The organism is Atlantibacter hermannii (assembly GCF_009907385.1).
Taxonomy (GTDB): domain Bacteria; phylum Pseudomonadota; class Gammaproteobacteria; order Enterobacterales; family Enterobacteriaceae; genus Atlantibacter; species Atlantibacter hermannii_A.
Genome location: NZ_JAAATR010000026.1, coordinates 1 through 16,474, shown reverse-complemented (window position 1 = coordinate 16,474; position 16,474 = coordinate 1). Strand labels below are relative to the sequence as shown.

The following is a 16,474-nucleotide window of genomic DNA, read 5'->3' as shown; positions in this document are numbered from 1 at the left end:
AGATTTCTCCGGGTAAATGAGCGCTGTAATGGAAAGGCATTAATCATACAAGGGATAAATCAATAAAGGGCCAACCGGCGCGCAAAATTAGCGCCCTCGCTTTCTGCCGCCCTGAAATGCCATGTTTTTCAGACATGTCTTTCAGCTGTAACATTTCCCCTGCTGGCTATACTTTTTAAGGTTAACGCCTGAAAAAGTGAGCCACTATGCCTCTTACGCCTTTTACCGCTTCCGAACCCTATACTCTGGGGATTGAGCTTGAACTGCAAATCGTCACGCCGCCAGGCTGGGATTTGAGTCAGGACTCCTCTACGTTGATTGATGAAATTGCGGGCCAGATTCGCGCGGGGGAAGTTAAACACGACATCACCGAAAGCATGCTGGAGATCGCCACGGGGGTGTGCAAAGACATTCACCAGGCCAGCAGCCAGTTTTCCGCGCTACAGCAGGTGATTCTGGCCGTTGCGGGCCGCCACCATCTGGCGATTTGCGGCGGCGGGACGCACCCGTATCAAAAATGGCAGCGCCAGGAGATTTGCAAGAGCGAGCGCTACACCCGCACTCTGGAAAGCTTCGGTTACCTGATGCAGCAGGCCACGGTATTTGGTCAGCATGTGCATATTGGCTGTCGCAACGGCGATGATGCGATTTATCTGCTGCACGGTTTGTCGCGTTTCGTGCCGCACGTCATCGCCCTGTGCGCCGCGTCGCCGTGGATCCAGGGCACCGACACCCAGTTTGCCTCCTCGCGGCTGAACATTTTTTCCGCCTTCCCGGATAACGGTCCCGCGCCGTTTGTTGAAAACTGGCAGCAGTTCGAGACCATGTATCACCATCTGGAACGCAGCCGGATCATTGAGTCGATTAAGGATTTGCACTGGGATATCCGCCCCAGCCCCGGCTTCGGCACCGTGGAGGTGCGGGTGATGGATACGCCGCTGACCATGACGCGCGCGATCAATGTTGCCGGCTTCCTTCAGGCGCTGGCCAACTGGCTGCTGGAGGAGCGCCCGTTCAGGCCGCAGCGCGACGACTATTTGCTGTATCGCTTTAACCGCTTCCAGGCATGTCGCTACGGCCTGAAGGGCACCTTGACCGATGTCTGTACCGGTGAGCATTCTTCGATTGCCGACGACATTCTGCGCCATATCCCGATACTGATGCCTTACGCCCAGCGCCTCAACGGCGAAAGCGCGCTGCTGGATATCGAGCAAATCGTGCGCACCAACCACAGCGACGCGGCGCTGATGCGCGAGTTTATCGCCAACGGCGGCGTGCTGTCGGAAATGGTCAGGCGAATGACGGAAATTTGGGCAGCCCCGCTGTAATAACGTTGTCTTATGCCTGGAATACCCTTTCCAGGCATAAGCAAAAATTATTTCTAATTTATTAATTACCGTCGAAAACGATTATTCACAAGCCGATAAATAACGCATGCTTTATTAATCTGGATCGCCAAAATAACTCTAAAGAGTTATTCAAAATATGCCATCAAATGGAATTTCTGATAGCTGCGCCATTAGCGCTAAAGTAAATAAATCCTCCCTCCGATAAGCCTTAAATCAACCTGCCATTATTAGAGGGAAACTTCCATGTTATGGATATATCGTATTTCGATGAAAATGAAATTATTCATCGCGCTGTTGCCATTATTGCTGGCGCTATTGTGGCTGGGAGGTTCCGGGATTGCCGGGCGCGTGGCGGCGCAAAGGCAGATGGAAAATATGGCGACCCTGACTCAGCTTGCCATTAAAGCCGGGGAAGTGGTCCACGAACTGCAGAAAGAGCGCGGAATGAGCGCTGGCTACCTCGGCGCAAAAGGCCAGGGATTTCGCGATGAACTGGCGGCCCAGCGTCAGTTAACCGACCAGGCGCTGACGCGTTTTGATCGGGCGTTTACCCGCCTCGACGGCACGATTCTTTCCGGGCATGTCGCCGATGCGCTGGCGCGTTTTGAACAAACCCGCCAGCAATTTACCGCTCTGCGCCAGCAGGTCAGCGATATCGCCATTGAAACCAATCGCGCGCTGGCGAATTACACCGAGAGCGTCACCACCTTATTGAATATTGTTTCCGATATCAGCCATCTCTCCCCGTCCGGCGAAATAGTCAATCAGCTGGCAGGTTATTTCAGCCTGCTGAATGCCAAAGAGCAGGCCGGAATTGAGCGCGCGCTGTTAGCGAATATTTTTTCCGCCGACCAGTTTGCCCCCGGCCAGTTTCAACGCCTGAGCAATGTGGTCGGCAAACAGGAGGCGTGGCTGAATGCGGCGCGGCGTTTCCTCACCCCGGATCAGGCCCGGGCGCTGGATGCTGCGCTGGCGCAGCCGAAAGCCGCCGACGCGCTGGCCCTGCGTGATGCGGCTATCGCCAAAGCCGACGCAGGCGGGTTTGGCGTGCAGGCCACCACCTGGTTCGCCATTCAGACCCAGCGCATCGAAATTTTAAAAACCCGGGAGGACGCCGCTGCCAGCAACCTGCTGACCACCGCCGCGCGGCTGGCGGATGAGGCGCACGCCGCCTGGCTGCGCTTCCTGGCTGTCAGCCTGCTGGCGCTGATCGTGGCGCTCACTATTGCCGCGATTGTCGCGCGCAGCATTCACCGTCAGTTGCGATCGACGCTGCGGGAAATTGCCGAGATGGAGGGCGATTTAACCCGTCGCCTGACGGTGCCCGGCAGTGATGAGCTGTCGTCGCTCAATCGTGCCTATAACCACGCTATCGAAAATATTCAGCATATCGTCAGCGAGATTAAATCCGGCGCCACAGTGCTGCGCCACGCCAGCGCCAACATTGCCGACGGCAATCAGAACCTGGCCCAGCGCACCGATGAACAGGCGGCCTCGCTGGTGGAAACCGCCGCCAGCATGGAGCAGATCTCCACCACCATCAACCTGACGGCGGACAACGCCCGCGAAGCCGAAAAACTGACCCTCGCCATGCAGCAGGAGGTCAGCCAGGCCAATACCGTGGCGGCGCAGGCCAGCCAGAGTATGGAAGCGATCCGCGCCTCCAGCGAGCAGATTTCCAGCATCATTAAGTCGATTGACGATATCTCGTTCCAGACCAACCTGCTGGCGCTGAATGCGGCGGTGGAAGCGGCGCGCGCCGGAGAAGCCGGGCGCGGTTTCGCCGTGGTGGCGACGGAAGTGCGCAACCTGTCGCAGCGCTGCGCCACTCAGGCGCAGCAAATCCGCGAGCTGGTGAATGAGAATATGGCGAAGATTGGCGAGGGGGTGGATCGGGTCACCGCTTCCGGCAAAGCGTTGCAGCTGGCCGCCGAGCAGAGCGACCGGATGCGCGATTACATCAGCGATATCGCCCGCGCCGCCGGGGAACAGTCGCTGGGCGTCGCCCAGGTGCATCTGGCGCTGAGCCAGCTGGAACAGGTGACCCAGCAAAACGCCGCGCTGGTCTCCCAGGCCGCCAGCGAAAGCCTGAGTCTGGATCAGCAAAGCGCCGCCATGACGGAATTAGTCGATCGCTTTGTGGCATGAACCACGTCGCCCTGCGCGGGGCGACGTTTTCAGGATCACCCCATCCAGATCGTAACGGCGTAGCGCCAGCGGGTGTCGTTCAACAGGAACGGAGGCTGGACGCTCGGCGTCCAGGAGTCGTCGCCGCCGATGCCCATGTGTTGCCCGTCGAGGGTGATCCACACCCCCTCTTCCGGCTGCATCCGGTGCCAGTGGTCGACGCGGGTAAGCTGTTCCGTGCCGAAGGGTTGCAGCGAGAAATGAAAATCCCCTTCCACGTGCCATTGGCCCCACCGGAGCTGCCGGGTATCGCAGCGCAGGCCGTTTTCCGTCGGGAAAATATACGGCGTATGCATCTGGTCAACCGGCAACTGCCAGCGGGAGAACCGCGCGCTGCTTTTACGGTCCGGGTAGTTTTCGTGCGGGCCGAGGCCCAGCCAGGAGACCTGCGCCGACTGCGGTTTCACCTGGAAACGCAGCCCGGTGCGCGCCAGCGGCGGCACGTCCCCGGCCCGCTCGCCGCTCGCCGCGATATGCAGTTTCCCGGCGTCGTCAAAACGCATTTCCCAGCGCGACACCAGCACCACGCCCCGGGCATTACGGTAATGCCAGACGCTTTCAATCATCACCTCATGGGCGCGCGCCTCGGCTTCGCAGCGGATGCAGGTGGTTTGCAGATCGTACAGACCGGCGCTTTTCCAGCGCTCGACCCAGGCGTTGGGATCGATGCGATCCACTTCGCTGACGCCGATATCGTTATCCAGCGGCGCGCGCACAAATTGATCCGCAAGCGGCGATAATAACTGCGGCTCGCCGTCGATCTCCCACTGGACGATCCGCCCGCTGGCGCGCGCAACCTGCCAGCGCTGATGGTGGTACTGCACGGTGAAGGCCTCATCCGTGACCACCAGCGACGGCGCCGCGCCGCGCGGCGTTTGCGGTTCGATAACCAGCGGCGCGGCCAGGGCAAACTGCTGCCAGGCGACGCGATGCCCGGCATCCGACCAGGCCGTGGCGTTGGGTTGGATCACGTCCAACTGGAGCCAGACGTCGCGGGCGTTGTCCGGCAGCGCCAGCGTATCAGCCAGGGTCAGCAACGCGTCGGTTTCCGGGGCCAGATCCAGCGCCACCTCCCCTTGTGCCACTATCTGCCCCGCGCTTTCTACCCGCCAGGCCAGCGTTTCGTTATCGGTATGACGGAACAGGTATTCGCTGGCGATGCGCACGGTTAACGGCTGCTGGCTGACCAGCGCGAACCGGAAAAACTGCTGGGCGTGCCTGGCTTCAGTCAGCGACGGATGCGGGGTGCGGTCCGGGAACACCAGGCCGTTCATGCAAAACTGGCGATCGTTGGGTTTGTCGCCGAAATCGCCGCCGTAGGCCCAGCCGGTGGTGCCGTCATCGAAGGTTTTGACAATCGCCTGGTCGGCCCAGTCCCAGACAAAACCGCCCTGCAAGCGCGGATACTCCCGGAACGCCTGCCAGTAGGCGGCGTAATTCCCCAGGCTGTTGCCCATGGCGTGGGCGTATTCGCACAGGATCAGCGGGCGCTGCTCCCCCGGCAGGCTGAGCCATTTTTTGATGCTCCACTTCGGCACCGCCGGGAACGGCTGATCCTGTTCAACGCGGGCGTACATCGGGCAGATGATATCGGTGGCGGCGGTATCCGCGCCGCCGCCTTCGTACTGTACCGGGCGCGACGGATCGGCGGTTTTCACCCAGCGGTACAGCGCGTCGTGGGTCGCGCCATGGCCGGATTCGTTGCCCAGCGACCAGATGATAATGCTGGGGTGATTGCGGTGGCACTGCACCATCCGGGTGACGCGGGCGCTGAAGGCCGCGAACCACGCCGGATCGTCCGACAGGCGGTTCATCGGCTCCATGCCGTGGGTTTCGATATTCGCTTCATCCACCACGTACAGCCCGTAGCGGGTGCAAAGTTCATACCAGCGCGCCACGTTCGGATAGTGGGAGCAGCGCACGGCGTTAAAGTTGTTCTGCTTCATCAGCAGGATGTCCTGGATCATATCCTGCTCGGTAACCACCTGACCGCGCTCGGGATGATGTTCATGACGGTTAACGCCACGGATCAGCAGCGGTTTGCCGTTCAGTTTCAGCAGGCCGTTGTCGATCTCCACGCGCCGGAATCCCACGTCGCAGGCTTCGGCTTCCAGCAGCATGTCGTCCTGCCACAGCGCCGCCACCAGCCGGTAGCCGTGCGGGGTTTCGGCGCTCCACTTTTTCGGCTCGCGCACCGGCAGGCGATAAAATCCGCGCTCGGGATAGTTGCCGCGCTCATCCACCGGCGCGCTGCCCGGTTTACCGCGCAGTTGCGCTACCTGTTGGTCGCCATCCCACAGGGTGAGTTCGACGGTTACGTTCGCCAGCTGCGCGGCGGGTGCGGCAACGCGCAGCGCAACATTGACCACCGCGTCGCGGTATGTATCATCCAGCTGCGGCGTGACCTGCAAATCCGCCAGATGGCAGTCGGGTTTATTCAGCAGCGACACCGAACGGAAAATGCCGCTCATTCGCCACATGTCCTGATCTTCCAGCCAGGTGCCTGCGCTCCAGCGCATCACCATCACGCACAGCCGGTTTTCGCCCGCCCTGAGGAACGGCGTCAGATCGAATTCCGCAGGCAGGCGGCTGTCCTGGGAATAGCCCACCCAGACACCGTTGCACCACAGATGAAACGCCGAGTTGACGCCGTCAAAGATGATCCGCGTCTGGCCGTTATCCCGCCACTGCGGGTCGAGGGTGAAGGTGCGCGAATAGCAGCCGGTGGGGTTCTGCGCCGGGACGCGCGGCGGCTGAGTGTCAATGGGATAGCGCACGTTGGTGTAAATCGGCGCGTCATAACCCGCCATCTGCCAGTTTGACGGCACGTTAAGCGGCGCGCTGTCCGGCAAATCGCCGTCAATCCACGCTGCATCCACTGCCTGCGGGCTGGCGGCGTAGTGAAATTGCCAGATGCCGTCCAGCGACTGGCGGCGGGCGCTGGCTTCGGCATCGCGCGCGGCTTCAACGCTATGCCAACTGGAGAATGCGGGGTGCGCGTCCAGCCGGTTGAGATGCGTGATGGTGGGGTTTTGCCAGTCCTGGCGCGCCAGGATCTCAGTAAAAGTGGGCTGTTGCTGATTCATCAGAGTTTGTCGCCTTAAATGTCATACGCACAACATATAGCGACCGTTATCGCGTAATGGCGCGTTTTCAGCAATAACCGCGCAGCAACTCTCCGGCGGCCCTCACAGAAATGGCGGATAAAGCGGGTAAAATGTCGTACCCCACTCATTGCGTGTTAACGCACGACATTTTGCTCAGGAAAACACCATGACCCGACGCGTCGCCACCCTTGATGATGTCGCCAGAGCCGCTGGCGTCTCTCTGCAAACCGTTTCGCGGGTATTGAACAGCCCGAATAAAGTGGCGGCACGCACCCAGGACGCGGTGCACAAGGCGATGCGCGATCTGCACTACGTGCCGAACCGCTCCGCTCAGCTGCTGGCCGGGAAAGTGCTGCCCGCTATCGGCCTGATCAGCGCGTCGCTAACGCTACATGCTCCGTCGCAAATCGCTGCGTCGGTGAAAACCCACGCCCAGGCTCGCGGGCTGGACGTGTCCATCGCGATGCTCAGTCAGGCGGATTACGGGGCGTTGCAGGCGGCGCTGGCGGAGTGCCGGGCGCAGAATATTGGCGGCGCGATCGTCAACCTGCCGCTCGAGAGCGCAATGGCGGAACAGCTGGCGCGGGAAAACCCGGATATCCACTGCCTGTTTCTCGATGTGCCGCCGGACAGCGAGGTCGCCAGTTTGTTGTTCGACCACCAGCAGGGCTGCCGGGCCACCATCGACCATCTGTGGGATTCAGGGCATCGGGAGTTTGGTTTTTTAGCCGGGCCGGAGAGCGCCATTTCGGCCCGGCTGCGGCTGCATGCCTGGCGCGATGCGCTGCACCGCAACGGCGGCCATCAGGCCATTACCGCATTCGGCGACTGGAGCGCGGGCAGCGGGTTTATCCGCACCGTGGAGATGCTGGCGCAGCAGCCGACGCTGTCGGCGATTGTGGTGGCAAACGATCAGATGGCGCTGGGGGTATTAAGCGCGCTGGCGCAGATGGACCGCCGGGAGATTTCTGTCACCGGCTACGACGATACGCCGGACAGCCAGTATTTCCAGCCGACGCTGACCACGGTGGCGCAGGATTTCCACCTGCTGGGCGAGCGCGCCGTCGCACTGTTAGCCGAGCCCGCGCGTCGCCATCATCGCCTGCCGACGCGGCTGATCGTCCGGCAATCCACCGCGCCGAAATCCATCGCCGCGCCGCGCGATGCGCTGATCGCCCGGATCAAAGCGCTTGCCCGTCAACTGTAGCTAGATGCGTTCGATGGAAAACCAGCGCCGCCAGATAAAGCGAATAACGACATATTCCAGCGCGCCCAGCAGTAAAAACCAGATACAGAAGATAAGGGTGTAAAGCTGGTTTAAGTCCACCAGATGGAAGGTCTCCATTAGCTGTTTTGCCAGCGACACCGTCAGCGCAGGCGCGGGCAGCAGCAGGCAGGAGAGAAAAGCCAGCAGCAAAATACCGCCTGCGGTCACCAGCGTTTCGAGTGGATGTTTCATTGGATGTTACGCCCGAGTTAAAACGGGCATTGTCCGGGAATTTGTCGGGCCTTGCAAACCGTGGCGCTAATGGATGGCGCTGTCGCCGCCATGACGGCGATAGTTACCCGGCGACATATTGAATTTACGGGTAAACAGCCGGGTAAACGATTGCTGGGATTCAAAGCCGTATTTCAGGGAGATATCCAGCACGCGCGCGTCGGTACTGCGTAAATCCTGCGCCGCCAGCCGCAGCTTTTTCTCGCGGATGTAGCGCCCGAGACTTTCGCCGGTGTGATGCTGAAAGAGCCGCTGCAAATGCCATTTTGAATAGCCCGCGTGACGCGCGATTTCATCAATGCGCAGCGGTTTATGCAAATTGTCATCAATCCAGCCGGTAATGGTTTCAATAACCTGAGCGGGTAGTTCCATGCCTGTTCCCCTTTACTCGCCGTTACAAACGTTAGTACCCTGCTCACTTCAATGTACAACGCCGTCTTTTGTTACCTGAAAAGTTGAGATCCCGCACAGGTTACAGAAAACCCTACGTCAGACATTGATAATGAGTGAGTAAACACTCATTATAGAAACGATGCGTTAAGCGTCAACCGGTTTTTGAGTACTTCTGGCGGCTTGCAGCCCTGCGGCCTCCGTGTTTCAATCTGCGGTCCTGATGACTGGAGGGTAATGTTAGTGGCTCGTCCCCGTAGTGAAGATAAGAGAATGGCGCTGCTTGATGCGGCAACCGAAGCCATCGCCAGCGCTGGCATTAGCGCTTCCACCGCGATGATTGCCCGCGGCGCGGGCGTGGCGGAAGGCACGCTGTTCCGCTATTTCGCGACCAAGGACGTGTTGCTCAACGCGTTGTATCTGCATCTCAAAGTCGAGTTTGGCCGTTCTATCCTTGAACAGCCGGACCGCCCGGCGGACAGCAAAGGCTTAACCCGCTACATCTGGGATCGGCTGATCGACTGGGGCCTTGCCCATCCGGTCGCCCACCAGGCGATGCGCCAGCTGGCGATCAGCGACAAAATCACCGAGGAAACCGAGCAGCAGGTCAACGACAGCAATCCTGAACTGCATCAGATGTGTGAAAAATCCATTCTGCCGCTGTTTTTAAGCCCGCCGTTTCGCCGCTTTGGCGACACCATTTTCTTTGCGATGGCGGAAACCACCATGGAATTCGCCACCCGCGAACCCGCGCGTACCGAGGAGTTTAAAACCGTCGGCTACGAAGCGATGTGGCGCGCGCTGGGCAGGCAGGATTTGTGAGAATTTGTGCATTCCGGGGATGTTCACGAATTTTCACAGCGTAGTGTGAAGCGAAAAAATCCCCTCATCATTCATTTATTGATTCATTTCAAATAGTTAATCATTCTGAGTTACACATTCAGGATGATAATATTTGTGAGACCTGTCGTGGGAATGTGAAGCCCGCTTTTGAATAATGATCCCATTCGAAAGCAGAGCGACAGGAAACAGCCTCATGGCCCTTCTTACCGGCGTTATCGCCGATGATTTTACCGGCGCGACGGACATCGCCGGATTTATGGCGCAGCAGGGATTGCAGGTAGCGCTGCTGCCCGGCGTTCCGGCCCCCGACGCCCGCTGGCAGGATGACGCCGACGTCATTGTCATCTCCCTGAAAAGCCGCTCGCTGCCCGCAGAAGAGGCGATTCGCCAGACGCTGTGCTGCGCCCAGTGGCTGACAGAATTCGCCGGCGCCCGGCAGATCTACTTCAAATACTGCTCCACCTTCGACTCCACGCCCGACGGCAATATCGGCCCGGTCAGCGACGCGCTGATGGCCCGGACGCCGTGCCGCGCCATCATTCACAGCCCGGCGCTGCCGCAGAATGGCCGCACCCTGGTGCACGGGCATCTGTTTGTGAACGGCTTGCTGTTAAACCAGTCCGGTATGGAAAATCACCCGATTAACCCGATGTGGGACGCCCGGCTGGTCGAACTGCTGAAACCGCAAACCGACGGCAAGGCGGCGGTGATCGATCTTGTCACGGTGCGCGCCGGTTGCGCTGCGCTGCGCGCACGTTATCAGGCGCTTGCCGACCAGGGATTCAGCCATATCGTGGTGGATGCGTTAACCGAAGACGACCTGGCGATCCAGGCTGCGGCGTTTGGCGATTTACCGCTGCTGGCGGGCGGTTCCGGCCTCGGCGGCGCGCTGGCGGCGCGCGCGTCGACGCAGGTCACGGCTGCCGGGCGTTTTATCTTTCCCGGGGATAAAAAAGCGGTGGTGCTGTCCGGCAGCTGTTCAGTGATGACTAACCGCCAGGTCAATGCCTATAAGGCCCAGGCCCCCGCGCTGGCGCTGGACGTTGCGTCCTGCATTAGCGGTGACCCGCAGTACCTCGCCACTCTCGCCGACTGGGTTGACGCACACAGCGGCGGCACTCTTGCGCCGCTGGTGTACGCCACCCAGCCGCCAGAGCAGCTTAAGGCCACACAACAGCGCTTCGGGGAACGCGCCGCCAGCGCCGCCGTCGAACGCACCTTCGCCCAACTGGCCGCCCGGCTGCGGGAACGCGGTTTCAATACCTTTATCGTGGCGGGCGGCGAAACCTCCGGTACCACGGTGGACGCGCTGAAGGTCAAGCGCCTGAAGGTAGGCCGCCCCATCGTCCCCGGCGTACCCTGGGTGCAGGACAGCGCGCAGCAGCTCTCGCTGGCGCTGAAATCCGGCAATTTTGGCGATGAAGATTTCTTTTTCCGTGCACAGGAGTACCAGGCATGAGTCGTTACGCCATCAGCGCCGAAGAGACCGCGCTGCGTCAGCAACTGGTTCATTATGGCCGCTCGCTGTTTCAGCGCGGCTACAGCAGCGGCGGTTCCGGGAATATCAGCGTCAAGCTGCCCGACGGCGGCTTTCTGGTCACGCCGACCAATTCCTGTCTTGGGGAGTTAGAGATCGACAGTCTGAGCCGCCTGGACGCCAGCGGCGAGCACATTGGCGGCGACCGTCCGTCCAAAGAAGTGCCGATGCACATGGCGTTTTATCAGCGCCGTCCGGCCTGCGGCGCGGTGGTGCATCTGCATTCGCCATGGCTGACCGCCCTCGCCTGCCTGCCGTGCGAGACGCCGGAAAACTGCCTGCCGCCGCTGACGCCCTATTACGTGATGCGCATCGGCAAACTGCCGCTGCTGCCCTACTTCCGCCCGGGTCATCAGGATATCGCCGTGGCGCTGTATGAATCCGCAGGCCAGCACACCGCAGCGCTGTTAGCCAACCACGGCCCGGTAGTGTGCGGCGGTACGCTGCGCGAAGCGGTGTTCAACATTGAAGAACTGGAAGACAGCGCCCGTATCTGGCTGACCTTAAAACCGCTGGGCCACGTTCCGCTAAGCGATGCCGCCATCGCGGAACTGGAGCAGGTCTACCGTGCAAAAATGGGGTAATGACAATGATCCCGGAACAACGACGCGACTTTATCTATCGCTACGTGCATGAAAAAAACGTCGCCTCCTTTAACGAGCTGGCGGAGTTGATGAACGTGTCGCACATGACCGTGCGCCGCGACATCCTCACGCTGGAAGAAGAAGGCAAAGTGGTGCTGATCAACGGCGGCATCAAGCTGAACAACTTGCTCAAGCTGGAGTTGCCGTGGCGCGAAAAAGCGGAACTCAACCATGAAGTGAAGCGCAAAATGGGCGAGCTGGCGGCGATGCTGATCGAACCGGGCCAGACGATTTATCTCGACGCCGGCACCTCAATTTTTGAAGTCGCCAAAGCGGTGGCGGCCAGCAACTGCTTCAACCTGACGGTGGTGACAAACGATTTCTCCATCAGCCATTACCTGATGGATATGCCGCACATTACCCTGTACCACACCGGCGGTCTGGTGGAAAAACGCAACCGTTCGTGCCTGGGAAAAAGCGCGGCGAACTTCCTCAGCACCATCAATATTGATGTGGCGTTTATCAGCTCTTCCTCCTGGGATCTGGAACGCGGCATGTCGACGCCGGATGAAGGCAAGGCGTCGGTGAAAGAGCGGGTATTGCAGGTGTCGAAACGGCGGGTTCTGGTGTCGGACAGCAGCAAATTCGGCAAATACGCCATGTTCCATATCTGCGCCCTGTCGCAGCTTACCGATATTATTTGCGACACGGCGCTGCCGGATGACGCGCGGCAGACGCTGGCGGCGCAAAACCTCAAGCTGCACCTGGTGTCCACCGAGCGGGAGCAAAATCATGCCTAAGTTCGCGGCGAATATCAGCTGGCTGTTCACCGAACTGCCGTTTGTCGCGCGCTTCGCCCGCGCCCGTGAAGCCGGTTTTACCGGCGTCGAGTGTCTGTTTCCCTATGACGTTCCGCTTGCAGAACTGTGCGAGGCGCAGCGGCAGAGCGGCCTGCCGGTGGTATTAATCAATGCGCCGCCCGGCGACTGGGCGCGCGGCGCACGCGGGCTGGCGGCGCAGCCGGACTGTGATGAGGCGTTTATCGACGCGATCCTGTTAGCCCGCGAATACGCCAGCGCCCTCGGCTGCCGTCAGGTACACGTTATGGCGGGCCATCGGGTGAATAGCCTGAGTGAACAGCAGCAGTATCAATTATTGATTCAACGGTTACGCCAGGCGGCCAGTTTACTGGCGGAGAAAAATATCAACGTCTTAATTGAGCCGTTAAATAAAGAGGATATGCCGGGCTATTTTGTGAATAGTTTTCCGCTGGCGGAAAAGATTATTCACGATGTCGGGTGCGATAATATCGGTTTGCAGTTCGATATTTATCACTGCCAGAAATTGCACGGCAATATTATTACCCATATTCAACGCTATTTACCGATTACCCGTCATTATCAGGTTGCCTCCTCGCCCGGTCGCAATGAACCGGGAAGCGGCGAATTAAATGACGACTGGATTTTTTCGCAAATCGACAACATGAACTATCACGGCTGGGTGGGTTGTGAATATCAACCGCTAACACCGCCAGGTGCCGATATTCACTGGTTAGCGCCGTATAAATAAAATAACACTCTGACCCTGAGGAATGAATTATGTCCGATCGCGTGATTATTTCGCTGGCGCCCGTCGCCGCGGATTGCCCCCGAGTAGAACCCAGTGAAGTGGCGGATGAGATTTTAGCCTGCGTGGAGGCGGGTGCCGCCATCGTGCATCTGCATGTGCGTGACCCGCAGGGGAAACTCACTCCCGACACCCGCTACTTTGAACAAACTATTGCGCCGGTCATGGCGCAGTCTGATCTGATTATTCAGGCCTCGACCGGCGGCGTGTCGCCGATGAGCATTGCCGAACGCTGCGCGCCGCTGGCCTGCCGGGGCGTTGAGATGGCCTCGCTGAATGTCGGCTCGGTGAACCTCGGCGATAACGTCTACTTTAACCCGACGCCGGACGTGGAATACTGCTCACGCCATATCGTTGAGCGCGGCATTATTCCCGAATTTGAAGTCTTCGAGATCGGCATGATTAATAATATTCTGGCATTACAGGAGAAAATTAATTTCACCCAGCCGATGCTGTTTAATATTGTGTTAGGCCATCGCGGCAGTACGCCCGCCACTATCGACGCGTTAATTGCCATGCGCAGTATGATCCCGCGCGACGCCTTATGGGGAATTACTCATTTTGGCCGCCGCGATTTTGGATTAATTGCCGCTGCGGTGGGCATGGGGGCCTGTGAAGTCAGAATTGGTTTTGAAGACAGCTATTATATTAACGCCAGCGAAACTGTGACCCGAAATGTATTACTGGTGGAAAAACTCGCCACGTTAATTCGCAGCCAGGATAAAGAAGTGGCAACGCCGGAATATGCCCGCAAGCTGCTGAATATTCGCCACCGTTAATCGCGCTAATAATAATACTCAACGCCTCCGGGAGGCATCACAATGACCATCAACGCAGCAGTTTATAAGGCTGGCCTCGCGGCCAGCGCCGCTGGCGCGCTTATTGCCGTGGTCGGCGCGCTTATCCAGGCCACCAACGTCTGGCATGGCGGCCTGGTATTAGGGGTGACCGGGTTTGCCATCGGCGCGGGCTTCTGGCCTGCGCTACGCAGTTATCAGTTTACCTTGTGGATCATCGCCGGGTTTGTCGCCGCGATGGTATACGCCAGCGAGCTGATTATCTGGGGCGGCTTTAATATCACCCACAAATGGATCGTGTTCCTGGTGATCCAGGCCACCATGTTCAGCATGGGCACCAAACTGACTATTCAGGACTTTATCGACGTCGCCAAAATGCCGTGGGCGGTATTCGTCGGCACCTTCTGCCACTTCCTGATCATGCCGCTGCTCGGCTTTGCGCTGACCGTTATGTTTGATTTCCCGCCAGAGGTGGCGGTAGGCATTCTGCTGATCGGCGCCTGTCCAAGCGGGCTGTCGTCCACGGTGATGGTGTATATCGCCAATGCCAATCTGGCGCTGGCGGTCTCCATTTGCGCGGTCTCGACCCTCGCCGCCACCATTATGACGCCGCTGTGGGTCAACCTGCTGGCCGGCTCGCTGATCGACATCAAGCTGATGTCGATGATTATGGACGTGATCAAAATCGTGCTGATCCCGATTGGCGCGGCGATCCTCAACGATTACCTCAAAAGCTATGCCTCGCTGCGCGGTCGGCGCATCGTGCAGGGACTGGCGGCCCTCAGCGCCTGCTGGCTGCTGTTTATGGCGTTCGGCGGCTGGAACAGTCTGTTCGAAAGCGCCCCGGCGGATGCCCAGATGTTTGCCGTGGTGGCGAACTTCTTTGCCGGCGGGATTATCTGGAGCCTGTTCTATAACTGGCTGACCCAGCAGAAACCGAAGATCCAGAGCTACATGCCGAAGGTGTCGATGATCGGGATTATTTTCTTCACCACCACCGCCGCCGCCGCCGGGCGCGACAATCTGATGCAGGTGGGCTTTTTACTCTGCGTCGCCATGCTGCTGCACAACCTCGGCGGCTTCTCCATCGGCTATCTGATGAGCCGCTTTGTTTTCCGCATGGATGTGCAATCCGCCCGCACCGTGGCCTTTGAAGTGGGCCTGCAAAACGGCGGGATGGCCTCCGGCCTCGCGGCGGCGATGGGCAAGCTGGCGACGGTAGGGCTGGCCTCGGCGGTAATGACGCCGCTTGGCAACGTCAGCGGATCGCTGCTCGCCAACTACTGGCGCAAAAAAGACGCCCGCGCCGCAAAGCCTGCCGCCCGGAGCAGCGCGACGGCGGAAAAGCCGTATTCTTCTGAACAGACCTTATAGGGATAACCATGAAAACTCTGACCTTACAACAGGCGCGCCAGGCGGTGGACTATGCCTTACAGCTGGCGCAGGAAACTTACGCGCAGCGCCCGTTCAGCGTGGCGGTGAGCGACGCCAACGGCGATTTGCTGGCCTTTGCCCGCATGGACGGCGCAAAGCTGCTGACCATCGAACTGACGCAGCGCAAAGCCCGTACCAGCAGCCGTCTGGGCTGCACGACGCAGGCGTTTTTACAGCGCCTGCAAACCGAGCAGCTGGATATCGGCTACTTTGGCGACCCGCGGTTCACGGCGCTGCCGGGCGGCATTCCGCTCACCGATGGCAATCGCTGCCTCGGCGCGGTGGCGATTGGCGGCCTGTCCGCTAAAGAAGATCACGAGGCGGCGCAGGCCGTCGCCCACTATCTCAATGAGGAGATCCCGGCATGAAAAAGATAGCCCTGTTCCACACCAGTTCTGCGACGCTGGCGATGATGCAGCAGTTGATTGGCGACATCATACCCGATGCGGACGTGATGCATATCATCGAAGAGTCGATGATTAAGCAGGTGATGAAAAACGACGGCGTGACGCCGGATATCAGTGCCCGCATCGCCGGGTACATTCAGGTGGCGGAAAAAGCCGGATGCGAGATCTTTATGACCGCCTGTTCCTCGATTGGCGGCGCGGTGGAGCAATGCCAGTTTATGACGCCGCTACAGTTGGCGCGCATCGATTGCGCCATGGTGGATGCCGCTATTGTTAAAGGCGGGCGGCTGGCGGTGCTGGCAACGGTGGGCACGACGCTGGAGCCGACGCTGGCCTATGTGAAGCGCAAAGCCGCCGAGGCGGGTAAAGCGCTGGAAATCACCCCGCTGCTGATGTCGGAGGCGTTTACCGCGCTGCTGGCGGGGGATATGGCGAAGCATGACGCGATTGTCGCGGAGGGGCTGAAGCAGGCGTTCGCCAGCAGTGATGTGGTGATGCTGGCGCAGGCGTCAATGGCGCGGGTGTTGCAGCAGTTGCCGGAACCGCCGGTGCCGGTGCTGACGTCACCGGAAAGTGGGATTAAGTGGCTTAAGGAGGCGAGTGCCAGTTAGATCATTCCGTTCGGGGGAATTGTTCCGTTTGGCGGGAGTGTTCAGGTCGGTGGAAGGGTTCCGTTTTTTTATAAGGTGGAAGGGTTCCGTTCGCTCAGACTACG

General features: G+C 59.4%; 15 protein-coding genes. 12 read left to right on the top strand and 3 right to left on the bottom strand.

The window, feature by feature from the left end:
- Window positions 1–206: 206 nt before the first annotated feature.
- Both GV764_RS07900 and GV764_RS07895 read left to right on the top strand, forming a co-directional pair.
- A complete protein-coding gene (locus GV764_RS07900; RefSeq protein WP_161659680.1) occupies window positions 207–1,328 on the top strand; it encodes a YbdK family carboxylate-amine ligase in 1,122 nt (373 codons plus the stop codon).
- A gap of 264 nt (window positions 1,329–1,592) precedes the next feature.
- Entirely contained in the window at window positions 1,593–3,497 is a 1,905-nt protein-coding gene (locus GV764_RS07895) for a methyl-accepting chemotaxis protein (protein WP_161659679.1), read from the top strand.
- Window positions 3,498–3,532: 35 nt separating this feature from the next.
- Here GV764_RS07895 and GV764_RS07890 read toward each other — a convergent pair whose 3' ends face one another.
- A complete protein-coding gene (locus GV764_RS07890) occupies window positions 3,533–6,622 on the bottom strand; it encodes a beta-galactosidase (RefSeq protein WP_161659678.1) in 3,090 nt (1,029 codons plus the stop codon).
- Window positions 6,623–6,809: 187 nt separating this feature from the next.
- Between GV764_RS07890 and GV764_RS07885 the strand changes: the two genes are divergently transcribed.
- Window positions 6,810–7,850 (top strand): LacI family DNA-binding transcriptional regulator, encoded by a 1,041-nt coding sequence (locus tag GV764_RS07885; protein ID WP_161659677.1) that lies wholly within the window; start codon window positions 6,810–6,812, stop codon window positions 7,848–7,850.
- On the opposite strand, the gene GV764_RS07880 is transcribed toward GV764_RS07885, so the two are convergent.
- Together GV764_RS07880 and GV764_RS07875 are read right to left on the bottom strand one after the other, a co-directional pair.
- Window positions 7,851–8,102, bottom strand: coding sequence for a DUF1158 domain-containing protein (locus tag GV764_RS07880; RefSeq protein WP_161659676.1), 252 nt, complete (start codon window positions 8,100–8,102; stop codon window positions 7,851–7,853).
- Between the two features lie 66 nt (window positions 8,103–8,168).
- Window positions 8,169–8,513: a RamA family antibiotic efflux transcriptional regulator gene (locus GV764_RS07875; RefSeq protein WP_161659675.1), complete on the bottom strand. Its 345-nt coding sequence runs from the start codon at window positions 8,511–8,513 to the stop codon at window positions 8,169–8,171.
- A gap of 255 nt (window positions 8,514–8,768) precedes the next feature.
- On the opposite strand from GV764_RS07875, the gene GV764_RS07870 reads away from it, so the two are divergent.
- The 9 genes from GV764_RS07870 to GV764_RS07830 all read left to right on the top strand — a co-directional run bounded on the left by GV764_RS07870 (window position 8,769) and on the right by GV764_RS07830 (window position 16,370).
- Entirely contained in the window at window positions 8,769–9,353 is a 585-nt protein-coding gene (locus GV764_RS07870) for a TetR/AcrR family transcriptional regulator (protein ID WP_161659674.1), read from the top strand.
- A 214-nt stretch (window positions 9,354–9,567) separates the two neighbouring features.
- Window positions 9,568–10,833 (top strand): 3-oxo-tetronate kinase, encoded by a 1,266-nt coding sequence (gene otnK / locus GV764_RS07865; RefSeq protein WP_161659673.1) that lies wholly within the window; start codon window positions 9,568–9,570, stop codon window positions 10,831–10,833.
- Window positions 10,830–11,495, top strand: a complete 666-nt coding sequence (otnC, locus tag GV764_RS07860; RefSeq protein WP_161659672.1) for a 3-oxo-tetronate 4-phosphate decarboxylase — start codon at window positions 10,830–10,832, stop codon at window positions 11,493–11,495. The genes otnK and otnC overlap by 4 nt, the downstream gene beginning before the upstream one ends.
- A complete protein-coding gene (locus tag GV764_RS07855; protein ID WP_161659671.1) occupies window positions 11,495–12,295 on the top strand; it encodes a DeoR/GlpR family DNA-binding transcription regulator in 801 nt (266 codons plus the stop codon). The genes otnC and GV764_RS07855 overlap by 1 nt, the downstream gene beginning before the upstream one ends.
- Complete coding sequence (locus tag GV764_RS07850) at window positions 12,288–13,064, top strand: hydroxypyruvate isomerase family protein (RefSeq protein ID WP_161659670.1); 777 nt, start codon at window positions 12,288–12,290, stop codon at window positions 13,062–13,064. Before GV764_RS07855 ends, GV764_RS07850 begins: the two co-directional genes overlap by 8 nt.
- 29 nt (window positions 13,065–13,093) lie before the next feature.
- Complete coding sequence (locus tag GV764_RS07845; RefSeq protein ID WP_161659669.1) at window positions 13,094–13,900, top strand: beta-keto acid cleavage family enzyme; 807 nt, start codon at window positions 13,094–13,096, stop codon at window positions 13,898–13,900.
- Window positions 13,901–13,942: 42 nt separating this feature from the next.
- Complete coding sequence (locus GV764_RS07840) at window positions 13,943–15,292, top strand: bile acid:sodium symporter family protein (protein ID WP_161659668.1); 1,350 nt, start codon at window positions 13,943–13,945, stop codon at window positions 15,290–15,292.
- Window positions 15,293–15,300: 8 nt separating this feature from the next.
- Window positions 15,301–15,720, top strand: a complete 420-nt coding sequence (locus GV764_RS07835) for a GlcG/HbpS family heme-binding protein (protein ID WP_161659667.1) — start codon at window positions 15,301–15,303, stop codon at window positions 15,718–15,720.
- On the top strand, window positions 15,717–16,370 hold the full coding sequence (locus GV764_RS07830) for an aspartate/glutamate racemase family protein (RefSeq protein ID WP_161659666.1): 654 nt from the start codon (window positions 15,717–15,719) through the stop codon (window positions 16,368–16,370). The genes GV764_RS07835 and GV764_RS07830 overlap by 4 nt, the downstream gene beginning before the upstream one ends.
- The last annotated feature ends 104 nt before the right edge of the window (window positions 16,371–16,474 follow it).